This window comes from Paraburkholderia sp. SIMBA_030 (assembly GCF_046535245.1).
GTDB lineage: Bacteria > Pseudomonadota > Gammaproteobacteria > Burkholderiales > Burkholderiaceae > Paraburkholderia.
On record NZ_JAWRXB010000018.1, the window covers coordinates 182170 to 199410 of the forward strand.

The 17241-nt window shown below is 61.7% G+C and carries 17 protein-coding genes; 12 read left to right on the forward strand and 5 right to left on the reverse strand.

Going from position 1 to position 17241, the window contains the following annotated elements; genetic code table 11:
- Positions 1 to 12 precede the first annotated feature (12 nt).
- From SB772_RS28325 to SB772_RS28335, 3 genes are all read left to right on the forward strand, one after another.
- On the forward strand, positions 13 to 1239 hold the full coding sequence (locus SB772_RS28325) for a hypothetical protein (RefSeq protein ID WP_410836472.1): 1227 nt from the start codon (positions 13 to 15) through the stop codon (positions 1237 to 1239).
- Between the two features lie 189 nt (positions 1240 to 1428).
- Positions 1429 to 1812 (forward strand): hypothetical protein, encoded by a 384-nt coding sequence (locus SB772_RS28330; protein ID WP_410836473.1) that lies wholly within the window; start codon positions 1429 to 1431, stop codon positions 1810 to 1812.
- A gap of 139 nt (positions 1813 to 1951) precedes the next feature.
- Positions 1952 to 2308 (forward strand): hypothetical protein, encoded by a 357-nt coding sequence (locus SB772_RS28335; RefSeq protein ID WP_410836496.1) that lies wholly within the window; start codon positions 1952 to 1954, stop codon positions 2306 to 2308.
- Between the two features lie 349 nt (positions 2309 to 2657).
- Here the strand turns inward: SB772_RS28335 and SB772_RS28340 are convergent, their stop codons facing one another.
- Entirely contained in the window at positions 2658 to 3467 is an 810-nt protein-coding gene (locus SB772_RS28340; RefSeq protein ID WP_410836493.1) for a glucose 1-dehydrogenase, read from the reverse strand.
- 404 nt (positions 3468 to 3871) lie between these two features.
- On the opposite strand from SB772_RS28340, the gene ydiK reads away from it, so the two are divergent.
- From ydiK to SB772_RS28360, 4 genes are all read left to right on the forward strand, one after another.
- A complete protein-coding gene (gene ydiK / locus SB772_RS28345; protein ID WP_410836474.1) occupies positions 3872 to 5023 on the forward strand; it encodes an AI-2E family transporter YdiK in 1152 nt (383 codons plus the stop codon).
- Between the two features lie 239 nt (positions 5024 to 5262).
- Positions 5263 to 8001, forward strand: a complete 2739-nt coding sequence (locus SB772_RS28350; protein WP_410836475.1) for an MGH1-like glycoside hydrolase domain-containing protein — start codon at positions 5263 to 5265, stop codon at positions 7999 to 8001.
- 10 nt (positions 8002 to 8011) lie between these two features.
- A complete protein-coding gene (locus SB772_RS28355; RefSeq protein ID WP_410836476.1) occupies positions 8012 to 8368 on the forward strand; it encodes a hypothetical protein in 357 nt (118 codons plus the stop codon).
- On the forward strand, positions 8338 to 8979 hold the full coding sequence (locus SB772_RS28360) for an alpha-amylase family glycosyl hydrolase (protein ID WP_410836477.1): 642 nt from the start codon (positions 8338 to 8340) through the stop codon (positions 8977 to 8979). The genes SB772_RS28355 and SB772_RS28360 overlap by 31 nt, the downstream gene beginning before the upstream one ends.
- 1505 nt (positions 8980 to 10484) lie before the next feature.
- Here the strand turns inward: SB772_RS28360 and SB772_RS28365 are convergent.
- From SB772_RS28365 to SB772_RS28375, 3 genes are read right to left on the reverse strand one after another with little or no spacing between them, the layout of a single operon-like run.
- A complete protein-coding gene (locus SB772_RS28365; protein ID WP_410836478.1) occupies positions 10485 to 11225 on the reverse strand; it encodes an SDR family NAD(P)-dependent oxidoreductase in 741 nt (246 codons plus the stop codon).
- 11 nt (positions 11226 to 11236) lie between these two features.
- On the reverse strand, positions 11237 to 11419 hold the full coding sequence (locus tag SB772_RS28370) for a hypothetical protein (RefSeq protein ID WP_410836479.1): 183 nt from the start codon (positions 11417 to 11419) through the stop codon (positions 11237 to 11239).
- The gene (locus SB772_RS28375; protein ID WP_410836494.1) at positions 11379 to 11639 is read right to left on the reverse strand and encodes a DoxX family protein; all 261 of its coding nucleotides are present in this window, start codon (positions 11637 to 11639) and stop codon (positions 11379 to 11381) included. Before SB772_RS28375 ends, SB772_RS28370 begins: the two co-directional genes overlap by 41 nt.
- Before the next feature lie 90 nt (positions 11640 to 11729).
- On the opposite strand from SB772_RS28375, the gene SB772_RS28380 reads away from it, so the two are divergent.
- Positions 11730 to 12119, forward strand: coding sequence for a winged helix-turn-helix transcriptional regulator (locus SB772_RS28380; protein ID WP_410836480.1), 390 nt, complete (start codon positions 11730 to 11732; stop codon positions 12117 to 12119).
- 524 nt (positions 12120 to 12643) lie between these two features.
- On the opposite strand, the gene SB772_RS28385 is transcribed toward SB772_RS28380, so the two are convergent.
- On the reverse strand, positions 12644 to 13780 hold the full coding sequence (locus SB772_RS28385) for an IS110 family transposase (RefSeq protein ID WP_410836481.1): 1137 nt from the start codon (positions 13778 to 13780) through the stop codon (positions 12644 to 12646).
- Between the two features lie 260 nt (positions 13781 to 14040).
- Between SB772_RS28385 and istA the strand changes: the two genes are divergently transcribed.
- The 4 genes from istA to SB772_RS28405 all read left to right on the forward strand — a co-directional run.
- Complete coding sequence (gene istA / locus SB772_RS28390) at positions 14041 to 15492, forward strand: IS21 family transposase (RefSeq protein ID WP_410836495.1); 1452 nt, start codon at positions 14041 to 14043, stop codon at positions 15490 to 15492.
- Entirely contained in the window at positions 15489 to 16559 is a 1071-nt protein-coding gene (locus SB772_RS28395) for an ATP-binding protein (RefSeq protein WP_410836482.1), read from the forward strand. The genes istA and SB772_RS28395 overlap by 4 nt, the downstream gene beginning before the upstream one ends.
- Positions 16560 to 16617: 58 nt before the next feature.
- Complete coding sequence (locus SB772_RS28400) at positions 16618 to 17031, forward strand: DUF1329 domain-containing protein (protein ID WP_410836483.1); 414 nt, start codon at positions 16618 to 16620, stop codon at positions 17029 to 17031.
- An 11-nt stretch (positions 17032 to 17042) separates the two neighbouring features.
- Positions 17043 to 17241 (forward strand): transposase (locus SB772_RS28405; RefSeq protein ID WP_410836484.1); only part of this gene is annotated, 199 nt, incomplete at its 3' end.

Below are 17241 nucleotides of genomic sequence, written 5' to 3' on the forward strand. Positions count from 1 at the left end.
GCACCCCGGAGCATGACACTCACAACCTCTCACACCGCTCACAAATGGGCTTTCGCCACCCGGTTCCGGCGTGGCGCCTTCGGCTGGAAATCCGCATTGCCGATCCAGCGTCTGAAGGAGGCCCTGATCGAAATCCGGCAGATCGCCCGTGCCGATCCTGTTCTTGCCGCGGGCGGCGCGGTCGCTTTGCTCGAAAAGCTTTCGCCGGCACTCGAGCACGTAGACAGCTCTTCTGGCGCAATGGGCACCGCCGTGAATCGCACAATCGATGCCCTTGTGCCGGTCATCGCCGGGGTGGACGTACCTGCTCCGGTACGCACGCGCTGGCTGGATCGGCTGTTTGACGCGCTCCAGGACGACCCGATGCCGTATATCGAACAGCTGGGCGATCGCTGGGGTGACCTGTGTACGTCGGCCGCCATCGCGTCCTCATGGGCAGACCGGTTGTTGCCGATAACAGCGCGCGTGATGGGCGCTGAAGGTCTGGGCGAGCATTTCGCGGGTACCACCGCCTGCCTCAGCGCGCTGAATGCCGCCGGGCGCCATGAGGAACTGCTCGCTCTCGTGAATGGCGCGCGCCTGAACTGTTGGGGGTATCGCCAGTACGGGGTGGATGCACTGATCGCATTAAATCGTTCGGCTGAAGCACTGCGTTACGCGGAAGCGTCGAGGGGGCTGAATGCGCCCACTGCCGCAATCGCCCGCAAATGCGAAGCGATCCTTCTGTCGTCGGGCATGATGGACGAGGCATATCGCCGCTACGCGATCGAGGCCAATCAGGCCACCGCGCATCTCGCGACATTCCGTGCCATCGCGAAAAAATATCCGGACAGGAGTCCCGACAGCATCCTCCACGATCTGGTCGCGAGCAGTCCCGGCGCGGAGGGGAAATGGTTCGCCGCTGCGAAGGATGCGGGCCTGCTCGATCTGGCGATGTCGCTCGCGATGCGCGGCCCCACCGACCCGCGAACCCTGACGCGGGCCGCACGCGATTTCGCACAGCGCAAGCCTGCATTCGCGATGGCCTGTGGCACGGCAGCGTTGCACTGGATGACCGCAGGCTCCGGTTACGAAATTACGGGGAGCGATGTGATGGATGCCTACGGTGCGCTGGCGGATGCGGCCGTTGCCACCGGCATGGAACGCGACGAGCTCAACAGGCGTCTGCGGGACCAGTTTGCGGCCATTCCGGGGCACTCGTTCGTCGCCGCGGTGCTGGCGCATCATCTGTCGGCATGACGTCGCGATGCATCCAGGTCGCGGGATGGACGGTTCCCGAACGGCCCGCGGCCCGGCGTGTTGTCGTCAACGGGTCGCCCCGGGTCGTGTGGGACGGGTGCCCGTTATGCCGCCGATGACTGGACTGAAACGCAACGCAGCGGTAGACGGTAGTTTTACGACAGGCAGAATTGGTACAGGACTAGCATCATGAAAGAGTACAACCCCGGGTGCGCACCCGAACCTGAATCGTGGCTCGAACTCGATGAGCAGGAGCGAATTGCTCTCGTCAAAACGTATCACCGCGTTGCCCGGATCAAGCTTCCCAACGTCGCGGCACACGCTGCGCTACACGCGATCGTCGAAAACCAGATCGCCCTGAATCTTGAACCCGTGGTCCGGGCGATGGATCGCCTCGGGAAAGAAGGGCTTACGCGACACGACGCGGTTCACGCGATCGGCTCAGTCGTCGCAGAGCATCTGTTTGATATTCTGAAGACGGATCAGAACGACGATGCTGCGACTTCGCAGGCGCGTTATTACGCGGCGGTGGAGCGGTTGACCGCCGCAAGCTGGCGCAGAGGTGAACACTGATGCCGATACCATCGAAACTTCAGCCGTGGTTTGAAGCGAGGCAGCGTTTCAGATTGAGCCATGCTCATATCCAGATGGCGCGCGAACTGGGATTGAATCCCCGAAAATTCGGGTCACTGGCTAACGGGCAGCAGGAACCGTGGAAGCGCCCCCTCGCGGAATTTATCGCGCATTGTTATCACAAGCGCTTTGGTCGTACTACGCCAGAAAACGTGCAATCTCTGGAGGACGTCGTGAAGCGTGCGGAAGGGCGGCGCAGCGAGCGGCGGCCTATTACAACGGGCACGGCACCGATCCCAGTCCGACCAGCGCGCCGCAATGCACGCTGCTGGTGTACGTCGACGATGCGATCAGCCGGCTGATGGCGCTGCATTTCACGGCGACCGAATCGACCTTCAGCTATTTCGAGGCGACGCGCCGCTACCTGGAACGGCATGGGTACTGTCAACTTGTTGACCGGCGTGCGACCGATGACACCGTACGGAAGGATACCTAATTTACGCTGCAAGGCGCTCCGGCATTGGAGCGCACGTCACGTTTTCCCAGGCCTCGAATGCCTGGGTGCGTAGCGCCCGCTTTTGCCTTGCGTCGGTGTGGTAGCGGCAATGCATGAAGAGATTGGCGACCTGGTCGTGGACCGAAGCGAAGCGTTGCAGGTGACGCGCTTATTTGAAGCGGCGCATCACCTTCTCGCGCACCACCCGTGTCGGCTGGTGCAACGCGAGCGAGCGCTGCGTGCAAACGCACGTCCGTCGCGCTGAGCAGCCGCAATCCGGCGTGAACGATCGGCCGGACCCGCGTGTTGATCTGGTACAGCTCTGGATAGCGAGGGGTTGCCACAACGATCAACCTCCTGTTTCGAACCCAGGGTACAGCGTCATCCCTCCGTCGATGAAGAGCGTCGTGCCGACGATGTAGTCAGTGAAGTCCGACGCCAGCCAGACCGCGGCTCGGCCGATCTCCTCGATCTCGCCGATGCGCTTGTAGGGCACGAGCTTCATCAGTTCGGCATAGGCCTCGGGGGTGGACCATGCCGCGTGGTTGATCGGCGTTCGGATCGCGCCCGGCGCTATGGAATTGACGCGGATGCGCTTCTCGGCGACCTCCTGCGCCAGGCTCTTCATCAGCAGCATCAGCCCGCCTTTGGAGGCCGCGTAGTTCACGTGGCCGGCCCACGGAATCACCTCGTGGACCGAACTGGTGAAGATGATCTTGCCCGCTGCCACCGAGATTCCCGGCCGCACACCGCGACGAAGGAACTCGCGCACTGCCTCGCGTGCGCAAAGAAAGGCGCCGCGCAGATTGACATTAATCACGGCGTCCCATTGCCCGACACTCATCTCGTGGAACGGAGCGTTGCGCTCCATGCCAGCGTTGCTGACAAGGATATCGATGGCGTCAAACTCGAGCACCGCCGCGGCGAACATGGCTTGCACTTGCGCCTCGTCGGCTACGTCGGCCAGTGCGGTGATAGCGCGCTGCCCACCGCTGCGAATCTCCTCGGCCACCGCTTCGGCGTCCGCCGGGTTCGCCACGTAATTGACTATCACGTTGGCGCCAGCCCTGCCGAGCGCCACAGCGATAGCGCGGCCGATGCCGGAATTGGCACCGGTAACCAGCGCGGTCTGGCCCTTGAGCAAGTCCAGCGACCTCATGACCGGGATCACAGGCTCCGGTAGGTTCCTGTTGGCGTAGTAACTCTGCATGGTGTGTTCCTCCGTTCAGTTGCCGAGCAGGCACGGTGTCATGCGGGCTTCGCAGTCGCGACTACGCGCGAGCACCAAGACCAGTTCCACGTGCAGCCGGCTCAATGCTATTTTCAATAGTCATTCCCAAGGTAGCTTACCGTCGATTTCCGCGGAGTCCATGGGACTAAGGTCCAATGGCGGCGGTGCTTCGAAGGTCGTAACCTGAGTAGGCGAGTCATCGGGTCTGCAGTCTGCGCACCAGCCCGACGCAAGCGTGGCCGCTGTCCATCTCTCAGACTTGTCGGCGGCATGTACGACCGGACCGCACGCCCCCGCGCGGCTGCGGCTGGGTCACGTATCGGGAGAATGACGTGAATTCGCGACCGCAGGCGGATATTGCTCGCATCCTGCTGATCATCGTGATTCTGTCGCTGCTGATCTTCGGCAGTCTTTATATAGTTCATCCGTTTCTGCCGGCGCTGATCTGGGCGACGATGATCGTCGTCGCCACCTGGCCCGTGATGATCGGTATCGAAAAGCGCGTCGGTGGCCGCCGCTGGATCGCCGTCACCGTCATGCTGGTCGGGCTGCTAGTCGTGGTCGTGCTGCCGCTGTACGGGGCGGTGTCGACGATCGCCGAGCACGGCCGCGACATTACCGACCAGACCGAGGCACTGCCGGACTACACGCTGCCTCGCTCGCCCCGCTGGCCGCATGAAGTGCCGCTTGCCGGCGAACGCTCCGCACGCGAGTGGCAGCGCTTGTCCGACGCAGGTCGCGGCGGCATCCTTGCGCAAGTGCAGCCTGATGCAATCGTCGCCGCGAAATGGCTGCTCTCGCAAGCGGGCGCGGTCGGCGTGCTGGCGATTCACCTGGTGCTGACCGTGGTCATTGCCGGCATTCTCTATGCACAGGGCGAGGCGGCAGCCAACCGCATGGTGCGCTTCGCGACGCGCATTGCCGCTGAACGCGGCGCGGCGGCAGTGCGCCTCAGTGCACTGTCGATCCGTGCGGTCGCACTCGGGATCGTCGTGACCGCGGCCGCGCAGGCGGCGCTCGGCGGGCTCGGCCTGTATGTCGCCGGCGTCCCGGGCGCGGGCGTGCTGACCGCCCTGATCCTGATCCTCTGTCTTGCACAGATCGGTCCGGCGCTTCCGCTGATCGGCGCGGCGGTCTGGCTGTTCTATCACGACCAGCACATCGCGACGCTCGTACTGGCGGTCTGGACGCTGCTCATCATGATGCTCGACAAGGTGCGACGGCCGCTGCTGATCAAGCGAGGCGTGGACCTGTCGCTGCTGCTGATCCTGACGGGGGTGCTCGGCGGGGTGATCGCGTTCGGGATCGTCGGACTGTTCATCGGGCCGATGATACTCGCGGTGACCTTCACGCTGCTGCAGGCGTGGATCGACGAGGAGGCGCCGTCGGCGCCCATCGAGCCTGCGCTCATGAGCACCGGCGACCGGCTGGATGGCGAGCCGCAGCATCACCGCCGGCGTGCCGCGCACGACCCCTCCGCGTGATATCGCGAGTGCGTCGGGCAACGCGCTTGACGTGAATGTGCCGGCGATGTCGTCGTTCTCTGAGAAGTTATGGCTCTTTGTACCGTCAAGGCGTTTTTTAGGTATTGAAGGAAGCAAAACGTTCAGCACCACACATACCGATGTACCGGCGTTGCCTGATCGCGCGCGATGAGTGTGGGTGCGACGCGCCCACCTGCGTTGCGTCGAACTGAGTTCATTCACCCGTAACGGAGAAAAGCATGGGCCCTGCAATCGTGGACGTAGCGGAACAAAAGCGCCTGAACGACTCACGAGAGGCACAAGTACCGTGGAAGAAGTGGGGGCCTTACCTCAGCGAGCGGCAGTGGGGCACGGTGCGTGAAGACTACAGTGACAACGGCGATGCGTGGAACTACTTCACCCATGACCATTCGCGTTCACGCGCCTATAAGTGGGGCGAGGACGGTCTCGGCGGCCTGTGCGACGGTCAGCAGCGGCTGTGCTTTGCGCTCGCGCTATGGAACGAGCATGACGCGATATTGAAGGAGCGCCTTTTCGGCCTTACCAACAGCGAGGGCAATCATGGCGAGGACGTGAAGGAGTATTACTTCTATATCGACAGCACGCCCACGCACTCGTACATGAAGTACCTTTATAAATATCCGCAGCGGGAATATCCGTACCGGGATCTGGTCGAGACCAACCGCAAAAGATCGCGGGAGGAGATGGAATACGAACTGCTCGACACCGGCATCTTCGACGATGACCGCTATTTCGACGTGTTCGTGGAATACGCGAAGGCGGCTCCGGAAGACATCCTCGTGCGCATTACCGTGCACAACCGCGGACCGGAAGCGGCACGGCTGCGGGTGCTGCCGACACTCTGGTTCCGCAACACATGGTCGTGGGGCGAGGACGATCGCAAGCCGTCCCTGCACGACGCGGGCGCTGGCGTCATTCGGGCCGCACATCATGATCTGGGCGAATACTGGCTCCACTGCGACGGCGCGCCGGAGACGCTCTTCACCGAAAACGAAAGCAATGCGCAGCGCCTGTGGGATCAGCCGAACGCGTCGCCCTACGTCAAGGATGCCTTCCACGCCTACGTCATCTCGGGACAGCGCGACGCCGTGAATCCCGCGAGAACCGGGACCAAGGCCGCGGCCCATTACACGTGCGACGTACCCGGTGGGGGCAGTGCGATCATTCGCTTGCGCCTCGCGCCATCCAGACTCGATGACGCTTTCGGCGGCTTCGAGCAGATCTTCGATAGCCGCGTTGCCGATGCGAACGAGTTCTACGAGCGCATTACGCCCAGGTCGCTGACCGAAGACCAGCGCCGGGTGCATCGTCAGGCGTTGGCGGGCATGTTGTGGGGCAAGCAGTATTACTACTTCGATCTCGAACTCTGGCTGCGCGAGCATCACAGTCATCCGTTGCTCGACTCCGCGCGGCGCGATGTGCGCAACATGGAGTGGTTCCACATGCTGAACGCCGATGTGATCTCCATGCCGGACAAGTGGGAGTATCCGTGGTACGCGGCCTGGGACCTGGCCTTTCACACGATCGCGCTGGCGCAGGTCGATTTCGATTTTGCGAAGGAGCAGCTGCTGCTGATGCTGCGCAGCCTGTACGTCCACCCGAGCGGTCAGATTCCAGCCTACGAGTGGAACTTCAGCGATGTGAATCCGCCGGTGCATGCCGCCGCCACGCTCTGGCTGTACAAGTATGAGAAAGAACTGGGACGAGCCGACCCGCGTTTCCTGGAGCGCTCGTTTCAGGGGCTGATGCTCAATTTTAACTGGTGGGTGAATCGCAAGGACCCGTCTGGGCGCAACGTGTTCGCCGGCGGCTTTCTCGGTCTCGACAACATCGGCGTGTTCGACCGCAGCGCCGAACTCCCGACCGGCGGATCGCTCGAGCAGGCGGACGGCACGGCATGGATGGCGTTCTACTGCCAGACCATGCTGGAAATGGCGATCAATCTGACTGACTACGACCCGCTCTACGAGGAGGTCGCCTTCAAGTTCGTTCAGCATTTCATGTGGATCGCCTACGCGATGGACCGACGCGGCGAACACGAAGACGAGATGTGGGACGAGCATGACGGCTTTTTCTATGATCTGCTGCGGCTCCCCGACGGCAAGACGACGCGCCTGAAGATAAGGTCGCTGGTGGGGCTGCTGCCGCTGTGCGCGTCGACGGTGTTCGAAGCGCACTCCCTCGCGCGCTATCCGAAGCTGGTGGAGCTGATCGCGCAGTTTCGCAAACGCTACCCCGAACTGATCGCGCAGGTTGCCCCGACCGACGCCGGCTTCATCGGCTACAACGAACGCAGGCTTCTGTCGATCCTGAACAAACGCAAACTCGAACGGGTGCTCGGCTACATGCTCGACGAGAAGGAGTTCCTGGGGCCGCACGGCATCCGTTCGCTGTCCCTGTATCACCTGGACCATCCGTATGTGATTCAGGTCGGCGGACAGGAGTACAAGGTGCAGTACCTGCCCGCCGAATCGAATACGGGCATGTTCGGCGGCAACTCCAACTGGCGCGGACCGGTGTGGATGCCAGTCAACTTGCTGATCGTCCGCGCGCTGGTGAACCTGTACACTTTTTTCGGCGATGATTTCAAGGTCGAGTGCCCGACCGGCTCCGGGCAGCACATGACGCTCTTCGAAGTGGCGCAGGAGATCGTCCGCCGCCTGACCGGCACGTTCCTGCGCAATGCGGACGGCAAACGGCCGGTCTACGGCGGAACGGAAAAATTCCAGAACGATCCTCACTGGCGCGGCCTGATCCTGTTTTACGAGTACTTCCACGGTGACAACGGCGCGGGCCTCGGAGCCAGTCACCAGACCGGCTGGACGGGTCTGGTCGCTCCGCTGCTCGACCTGTTCGGGCGCGTCGACGCCAAGGCCGTGCTGGAAACCGATCGCGGGCGCGTGATGGCGCGGGTCATCAGGGAACAGGTGAGCGGACAAGACCCCGGCGAGCAATGAGGAAAGCAAAATGGCCGATGCACGCTACCCCGTGCTGTACCAGATCAACACCCGCGTCTGGCTGACCGGCTTGTCGCGTGCGCTCGGCCGGCGCGCGACACTCGACGATATTCCGGATGCCGAACTGGATCGCCTCGCCGCGCTGGGCTTCGACTGGGTCTGGTTGCTGAGCGTCTGGCAGACCGGCCCGGCGGCCCAGGCGATTTCGCGCGTGCATGCCGCGAATTCGCCGAGACGCTGCCGGACCTCACGGACGACGACATCGCGGGCTCCGGGTTCGCAATCCGCAGCTACACGGTTCATCGCGAACTGGGCGGCGCCGAGGCGCTCGCCCGCTTGCGGCAGCGCCTGCAGCAACGCGGACTGAAGCTGATGCTCGACTTCGTGCCGAATCACATGGCGCCGGATCACGACTGGATCGACGCGCATCCGGATTGCTTCGTGCACGGCAGCGAGGCGGACCTGGTTCGCTCCCCGCGCAACTATTGCCGGGTGCGAACGAGCAACGGGCCGCTGATATTTGCCCACGGCCGGGATCCGTACTTCGACGGCTGGCCCGACACGCTGCAGCTCGATTACGGCAATGCGGAGTTGCAGCAGGCGATGATCGGCGAACTGAAGAGAATCGCCGGGCAATGCGACGGCCTGCGCTGCGACATGGCCATGCTGGTCTTGCCCGACGTGTTCGAACGGACCTGGGGTATCCGCGCCGAGCCCTTCTGGCCGAAAGCGACCGCTGCGGCAGCCGGTCTTACGGGAAGGCGCGTGGAGCCTGGTCGAAATCGTGCCGGCGTGGGAGGGCAACTGGACCTCGGATTGTTTCATCGCGTGGACCTGGCAACGCGACGGCGGCGAACGGTGGCTCGTGGTGGTCAACTACGCGGGCAACCAGAGTCAGTGTTATGTCCGAGTCCCATTTGCCGATGTGACCGGCAGCACGGTGCGGCTGACGGCCATGATGGGGCCGGCAAGTTTTGATCGCGATGGCAACGATCTCATTTCGCGTGGTCTTTACCTGGATCTGCCGCCGTGGAGCTACCACGTCTTCGAAATGTCCGCGTCGTGAAGGCCGCGCCCGGGGCCAAGCGTGAGCGCTGCAAACCCGCGCTGTGGCACGCTCGCAAAACCCGGGCAACTCGAACTCGACTCCCCCCGCAGCGACGAGCCGACTGCGCCATCGAGTTGCCACGGGCCGCGAGTGTCCGCTCTCAAGTAGCTGCCGTCGAGGTGGCTCGCGGACGCAAAAAAGCGTGTGATCGAAGAATTCCATCGCGTGCCCAGCAACCCGTACGCATAACGATCGACGGCGACAAGAGGTAAGGCACGACGGGCCGCTTTCGAGCGGCTTTTTCTTTGCCCAGCACTTGATTGCAAATCTGTCCGTCGAAACGGGTCAAGCTCACTGAACGATCGACCCGATGAAGTGGTTCACGCAGGCGCCTTCCGGCTACGGCAAGCTGAAGTACCTTATCCGACCGATCATGGCGCGTAAGTCGTCACCTCGTTACGGGCGGCACGAGGCGCGCATTCTGTAAAGAACGAACGTCCTGGAATGCTTGTTGCGTAGCCTGACTTGTCCAGTGCGCAGACGCTGGGGAGGAAATATGTACGGCCATTCTTGCGAACCGTATCGGGGGCACGGCGTTTACGTCGAGGTAACCGAGAATCAATCCGTGTCGTTCAACGGCACCGAGCGGCGTTACGCAGTCGCGTGGTACGTGTATAGGCGGGAGCCCTTCATCCAGGCAAACGTGATTGCACGTTTTGCCGAGTCGGTTGAATTTTTGTCCACTGACGAGGCAGTGCGATACGCAGAGGGGCGCGCGCATACGTTCGTCGATTGCCAATCGGCCACAGACGCGCTGTAGTCTTATTCGACTGCGCTTCGCCGGGCTGCGGGCACGATGCTCAGGAGGGCATAGCTCGCCTCTGGGTGATGAGCGACTAGAAGAGTTCGCCTTGTTCGGTCGCTTCGAGTTTGACGGCGGCTTAGGAGAGGTTCGAATGCTCCTTGCCCACAGGAGCCCGTCAGTCTTCACGACAACGGACATTCTTGCGCGTCGGCGAATCTCGCCGCCCAGTGAGTGACAAGTTCGATCCGAAAGCAGCGAATTCAGGATCACAGGACCCATCATGCCCTCACACTCGATTTACGCGACAAGGCCGACTGGATCACGTTTCCCCGAAAATCGCTGATCATGCACCGCGAAATACACTCACCGCGGTCCACCGCAAGTAATAGCATTGTTGGAGCCGCTGCCTAGCGGGTCGGCTACGGAAGTTCAGCTTTCGCCCGAGGCCCGCGCTGTTCGGGCTGACCGCGTACTTCTGGGCTCGGCCACAAGCAGCCGTTCGACGTCGCAGGCTAGATCGTCGACAACAAGCAATCTACTCTGGACTTAAACTTGTTGGTATCGTGAAGATCGCAGCGCTCCCGGATATGCACGGTAACTTGTGGTCCTTGGCATTCGCTCCCTTGTGGCTCAGCGCGCGCTGTCGATGATCATGCCGCCGTCAGGCGTCAGGCTGTATCCCGTCAGGAACTGGGCATCCTTGCTGGCGAGGAACAGGACGACCGGCGCGACGTCCTCCTCCGGCGATCCATAGCGGCCGAGTGCATTGGCTGGCGGAGGAGCGTCGGTCGCGCCCCATGTGTCCGCTACCGGTAAGACGTTGTTCACCGTGATCTTGTCAGGGCCCCACTCGCGCGCGGCGGACCGGGTAAGTGCGCGCACTGCCTCCTTCGCCATGTTATAGGGACCATAGCCCACCATGCCGAGGACACCAGCGAGTGAGGCGAAGTTGATGACGCGGCCCTCTCCGCTGGCCTTGAGGTGGGGATAGCAGGCCTGCATCGTCCTCAGATAGGCGATCGGGCCCATCTCGAAATTGCGCTGCAATTGCTCGGCCGACAGATTGAGGATCGACGACAAGACCGAGGATGAGTCGAAGGCATTGTTCACGAGGATGTCGATCCGTCCGTACTCGGCCACCACCTTGTCGACCGAGGCCTTGATCTGGTTGGGATCGGCGATATCGCAGACCACACCGAGCGCGACGCCGTCCACCGCCTGGATGTCCGCGACGACGCGGTCGACATTTTCAGCGGTGCGTGAAAGAACGGCCACCTTTGCGCCTTCCGCCGCGAACAGCTTCGCAGTAGCACGGCCAATGCCGCGACCGGCACCCGTGACAATTGCGACTTTTCCGTTGAGTCGAGCCATGTTGATCTCCATTAAGTAGGGGTAATTCGCCGTCCCGTCGTGGCCTGGACGTAGGGCGACGGCGTTTCGCGAGCGGCGTTCTGCGTCAGGAAAGAGGCGACCAGCAGCACCAGGCACACCGCCGCTGGCAGAGCGCCGCTGGGCTTGCGGACATTAATGTGCGCTGAAGCGGACAGCAACAGGTGATAGAACATGCGCGAGATCGCTGAGCGCCACGCTGATGCGCGACAGGATGGCGACCACAGCCAGTATCTTCACGGCAATGAGGATCGGTACGAGATAGCTGGGGTAACCAAGGTCGGCGAGGGTCTGACGAACCCAGTCCCCTTTGACTACGTACAGAGTTGCGGAAGCCAGATACAGCAGGAGCAGCAGTCGTGCTGATCCAGTATGAGTAGTTTTCAGCCATGAGATTTTCCTTAGCTAGTTTGTTTGCGTCGACTTGGACGAAGGATGTCGTCTAAGATGAAAATCATCAAGTAGGATGAAAAAGTGACACTTAGTATGGAAAAGCAGACTAAAGACGATGGCGAGATCAACATGCACGACGAAATGCGCCGGGCATTCGCGCTGCTATCGGGTAAATGGAAGCTGGAGATTCTCTGGTTGCTCAATCAGCGTCTTCACCGCTTCGGAGAGCTGCGGCGCGCGATTCCCGGGATCACGCAACACATGCTGACAGCGCAACTTCGCGAGCTCGAGAGGGATGGTTTGGTGTCGCGCACCGTCTTTGCGGAAGTGCCTCCCCGAGTTGAATACGAGATCACATCGAAGGCCCGCGGACTTGGGCCGACGATGGAGGCACTGACGGCGTGGTGGCAAACGTATGGAGACAGAGACAGCGTGGCGCCTAAGCGGTCGGCCTCGCGCGGGCGCAAAACTAAAAGTAGTTAGCCCAGAACGAAATGCGGATTCCCAGAATTACTGGAAGCAGCATTTCGCGGTGACTGATTCGTGTCCAGGCAAGCCTTCAGGAAACAGCGAAAGAGCACTTTGATGCGGATTACTGATGGCCGACAAGCCGGTAGCGCGCCCAGCAAGCGGATGGCCGCTTCTATGGGGACATGTTTGTCAAGGCGATTTCGATCGTCAGGTAAACGGATCGGATTTCACGATGATACCTTTATGTCATTAACGGCATGAAGCGATCGTGCCGCATAGCCATTCGATCCTGATCCAAGGTCGGGGTGTGACGAGCGTTCCAGCCAATGCCGCAACGAACTTCTATCCGTGCAGGACGTGGAGATCCTGCACCTCATGCAGCATGCGCACAAGGCGCACTGGCAAACCCCAGTTACCGGCGCACCCCATCTTTGGGAGCGGTCACCGTGTGGTGACCCGCGGCCGTTACGGGCGCGTTGACCTCTGATCATGATGTGTTCCTTGCCAGACCACGCGAACGATGTTGACCCGAAACGTCAGGGGGCATCGGACTTGAGCGAGGCCCCGGCTGGAATCTCGCCGTGCTCGAGATAGCGCCATAGTGCGATGGCGAGACGCCGTGCCAACGCGACGATGCCCACACGTCGCATGCGCTTGCCGTTGGCCGCAAAGCGTCGATTGAACCACTGAGTCAGGAGGCTGTCGGGCTGCAGGCGTAACCAGCGCCAGGCCAGTTCGACGAGCATCGTGCGCGCTCGTCGGTTGCCGGCTTTGCTAATGCCTTGTTCGATCTGGCTATCTCCGCTGTCGTAGGGCGTGGGCGTGAGTCCCAGACACCCGGCGACCTCACGCCGGTTGGCGAAACGTCGCCAGCCGAACACTTCTTTGACCAGTACCCAGGCGCCCTTGGGTCCGATCGCGCGCAGCCGGGCCAGTTGGGCCACCAGCTGGTGCTTGCCCTCGGCCAGCTCTTCGCGCCGCGCGGCTTCGAGCATCTTGATCTGTTGCTTGACCAGCGCCAGCCGCGCACTCTCGCGCTCGATCTCGCCGCATAGCAGGGGTGGCACCTGATCCCGGTGGTTTGCACACCAGCGCGCCCAGTCGCGCCCGCCGATGACGACCTGCGGACGCACGTTGTGCAGCATCAGCAGGGAGCGGATGCGGTTCATGTGTGCGATGCGCTCCTGGGTGAGCCAGGCCAGTTCCCGGTGCGTGCGGCGAGCGTCTTCCTGCTCGGGCGTGGGCTCGCGCAGCACCGACCAGACGCGCTCGCCCGCGTGGTAGCGCCTGAGCATGGCAAGCAGTTTGTCGCCGTCGAGCCGATCGGTCTTGGCTCGTCTTGCGCGTCGGTTCACTTCGATGCTGGCGGCATCAACCACGAGGTTGTCGATGCCTTGGGCGGTCAACCAGCGGTGCAGCCACCAGCCGTCGCGGCCGGCCTCGTAGCAGGAATGGATCCTGACCTGCGGGTCGAGGCCGCAGCGCGCCTTGGCGCGGCGCGCGCAGTCGAGTACGGCAGCGGTGTCGCCCGCGTGCACGCTGTAACGGCTCGGGCCGTGCCGGCCGTCGCTGGCCGTCAACTTCCAGGACTTGTCGCCGAGCTCGAAGCTCATGTACAGCTCGCCCGGGATCACCGTATCCTTGTCTTGTGGGACTGCTTGCGTCGTGGACATTTCCGTCTCCTTCGCCAGAGTTGGAAATTCCGTTTTAGCTAAACGGACCTTTTTCGGGTTGGGCGGCGACAATGACTACGTCCGGTGTAGCGACATTCATCTTGGCCGGTAGTGAGGAGTCGGAGGCGGCGTAGCCGCCGGAGACGACGAACTGCCGGCGGCGCCGGATCGGCGAGGCTTAGGATGGCTGACTGAACCTAAAAAGAGGCGGTCAGCCCATGTCTGGAAGCCGCATCACCGACCAGCAGGTCCGCCTCTACATGAACCATCGCAAACACCATCCGCAGAAGCTCGCTGCGGCGAAGTCAGGCATGAGCGAGCGCACGGCGCGGCGTGTCGAACACGAAGCCGGGCTACCGTCACAGCAGCCCCGGCGCTACTGGCGCTCGCGCCCTGATCCGTTCGCCGATGTCTGGGAGAGCGAAGTGGTCCCATTGCTACGCGCTGCGCCAAAGCTGAAGGCGATCACCCTGCTGCGCAAATTGCAGGAGGACTATCCTGATGCCTTTCCCGACAGCATGCGGCGCACGTTTGAGCGGCATGTCAGCCAGTGGCGCGCGCTCGAAGGGCCGAACCAGGAAGTGTTCTTCCCCCAGACGTATCAGCCGGGCGCGCGAGGCTTGTCCGACTTTACGCACATGGACAAGCTGGGCGTGACGATCGGCGGCGTCCCGTTTAATCATTTGCTTTATCACTTCGTGCTGGCGTTCTCGCGCTGGGAGTACGCCAGCGTGGTCGATGGTGGGGAGAGCTTCCAGGCGCTCGCGACCGGCTTGCAGAACGCGCTGTGGCAGGCCGGCGGCTGCCCACGCGAACACCGCTCCGACAGTCTGTCGGCGGCCTTCAGGAACCTGCAGGAAGAGGAAGACTTCACAGTTCGCTATGCAGCGCTACTCGAGCACTATGGGATGGAAGGCACACGTAACAATCGTGGCATGGGCCACGAGAATGGCAGCGTCGAATCCTCGCATCGCTATCTGAAGGATCAGGTCGATCAGGCCCTGGAGTTGCGAGGTCACCGGGACTTCGCGGACCGGGCCGCTTACGACGAGTTCGTGCGCGGGGTGGTGATGCGCCGCCACCGGCGCAATGCTGCAGCGTTCCAGATCGAGCGCGAACACTTGCTGGACCTGCCTGAGCACCGTACCACTGACTTCGCTGAGGAAGAGGCGCGCGTGACCCGCTGCGGCACGTTCACCGTGCGTTGCGTCCTGTACAGCGCGCCGTCGCGGCTGATCGGCCATCGCCTGAAGGTGCGCCTCTACAGCGACCGGCTCGATTGCTATCTGTCCGGCGCGCTCAGCACGGCGAGAGCCACGCACACGAGCAAACGGCGCGGTCGCGGCATCGACTACCGGCACTTCATCGATTCGCTCAAGCGCAAGCCGCAGGCCTTCAGGGGGCTCGCATTCCGCGACGATCTGTTTCCGCGTGAAGCCTACCGACGGACCTGGGAGCGCCTGGAGGAGGCGCTGACGCCGCGCAGCGCATGCAAGACCATGGTGGGCCTGCTTGAGCTGGCAGGAAACCACGGCGTCGAGGCGCAACTGGCCGAGCGGCTCGAGGCGTTGCTCGAACTCGGTGAACTGCCTGACCTGAAGGCGCTGTTTGATGAGTTCGCGCCGCGCCAGGCCGAGTGTCCGGTGGTTGTCGTCGAGATGCCGTCCGCCGCGCTTTACGACACGTTACTCAATGACGAGGTACTCGCATGAACGCCGCCTACGATGCTGGCCGTATCGCGCTGATGCTCAACGAATTGCGCCTGCCAACGATCGGCCAGTTATGGCCGGACTTCGCTGAACGCTCGGACAAGGAAAGCTGGCAGGCGTCCCGGTTACTCGGCGCATTGCTCGAACATGAACTCGCCGAGCGGGCCAAACGGAGAATCGAGCGTCATCGCACCGAGTCACATCTGGATCTGACCAAGACGCTCGCCACCTTCGACTTCGGCGTTGCGCCGATGGTCTCGAAGGCGCATGTGATGGCGCTGGCCACCGGCGATTCGTGGCTTGAGAAAGGCGCCACGATCCTCCTGTTCGGTCCACCCGGCGGCGGAAAAAGTCACTTGGGGTCCGCCATCGGCCATGCGTTAATCGACGCCGGCTATCGCGTATTGTTCACGCGCACCGGCGAAATCGTGCAGAAGCTCCAGGTCGCGCGCCAGAGTCTGCAGCTGCCTTCGGCGCTCGCGAAGCTTGACCGGTTTGCAGCACTCGCCGCTCCGACTGTCAACGCGTCCCGCCTGACAATCATTGCGGTTAGCGCAGCAGGTGTTTGTGGCATTGGCGTATCGTTTTTCAGTTCGGTGTTCGGTTACTCCCGCCAGGTGGCGGCAATGGCCAACGATCATGAATTACCAAATTTTCTGGGGCGATTGAGTCAGAGAAATGTTCCAGTATTTGCACTGGTGGTGCCGTCGACGATAGGCATGCTGGTCGCCCTTTCGGGAAAGCTGGATCAACTTATTGTGCTTATGGTGTTTGCCGGAGCAATTCCGTACCTGACGATTTTTGCCATTTATTGGCCTTCGTCTGCGCGCCCCCACGTTGGCGAGACCATATCGTGTTCGAGCCGGGATTGTGGTTGCCGTACTTGGGCTGGTGCTCGGCGCTTTGATTTTCTCAGCGTGCATCGTGGCGGATTTGGAGTGGTCGCCAGTTGGTGCATCGATGCTTTCAATTCTACTCATATATCGACTTTGCATCTCACGTCAGGGTCGGCCGAAAGCTTCGTTTTTACAGTGAGTTCGTTGCTTCTCATCAGTTTGGATCGTGAGTAACGTTAGTCGCGAAGAAAGGCAATGTGATTTATCTGGTCAGCTATTTTAAGGAATTGAAATGGAAGCAAAACGTTGTATCAACGTGCGTTTGATCCTCGCGGTTGCCGTGGCGTCTACCGTTGCTCTGGTGGCAATTGCGAGTAACGCTGAATCCACGGGGATAGACAAGTCCGCGAGCCCGGACGGCCGAATCCCCGCCTATTCAGGGAGCCAGCCCCCGGCCTCCGGCTGGACATACGGCAAAGTGCGAGGTGATTACTGGAAGCATAAAGGGGAATCTCCTCTTTTCTCGATCAATGCAAGCAATGTTGACAAGTACGCCGCGAACTTGACCCCTGGGCAAGTGCAGCTGATTAAGCAACGGAATGGTTACCGGATGGATGTCTTTCCGACCCATCGAGAGTGCGGAGCACCTGACTTCGTCCAGGCAAATAGTGAGAAGAACGGTAAGCACCCGGCAATGTCGCCTTGAACCGGCGGGTTATGAAAGCGACGATCGTGTCCACCTATTTTATTAATGGACACGTGTACGCTATGAACGAGAATGAAGCAGTTTCTGAGGTGGTGCAGCCGACACGGCGCCGTCGCCACAGCAAGGAGTTCAAGGAGAAGGTGATCCGTGCGGCGATGCAGCCGAATGTGTCGATCGCTGCGGTCGCGCTGCATTACCAGTTGAATGCGA

Bases quoted from the DNA above. Each gene is read 5' to 3' on its own strand.
- SB772_RS28325 (WP_410836472.1), top strand. From the start codon at position 13: ATGACACTCACAACCTCTCACACCGCTCACAAATGGGCTTTCGCCACC.
- SB772_RS28330 (WP_410836473.1), top strand. From the start codon at position 1,429: ATGAAAGAGTACAACCCCGGGTGCGCACCCGAACCTGAATCGTGGCTC.
- SB772_RS28340 (WP_410836493.1), bottom strand. From the start codon at position 3,467: ATGAGGTCGCTGGACTTGCTCAAGGGCCAGACCGCGCTGGTTACCGGT.
- SB772_RS28350 (WP_410836475.1), top strand. From the start codon at position 5,263: ATGGGCCCTGCAATCGTGGACGTAGCGGAACAAAAGCGCCTGAACGAC.
- SB772_RS28355 (WP_410836476.1), top strand. From the start codon at position 8,012: ATGGCCGATGCACGCTACCCCGTGCTGTACCAGATCAACACCCGCGTC.
- SB772_RS28365 (WP_410836478.1), bottom strand. From the start codon at position 11,225: ATGGCTCGACTCAACGGAAAAGTCGCAATTGTCACGGGTGCCGGTCGC.
- SB772_RS28370 (WP_410836479.1), bottom strand. From the start codon at position 11,419: ATGTTCTATCACCTGTTGCTGTCCGCTTCAGCGCACATTAATGTCCGC.
- SB772_RS28380 (WP_410836480.1), top strand. From the start codon at position 11,730: ATGGAAAAGCAGACTAAAGACGATGGCGAGATCAACATGCACGACGAA.
- SB772_RS28385 (WP_410836481.1), bottom strand. From the start codon at position 13,780: ATGTCCACGACGCAAGCAGTCCCACAAGACAAGGATACGGTGATCCCG.
- istA (WP_410836495.1), top strand. From the start codon at position 14,041: ATGAACCATCGCAAACACCATCCGCAGAAGCTCGCTGCGGCGAAGTCA.
- SB772_RS28395 (WP_410836482.1), top strand. From the start codon at position 15,489: ATGAACGCCGCCTACGATGCTGGCCGTATCGCGCTGATGCTCAACGAA.
- SB772_RS28400 (WP_410836483.1), top strand. From the start codon at position 16,618: ATGGAAGCAAAACGTTGTATCAACGTGCGTTTGATCCTCGCGGTTGCC.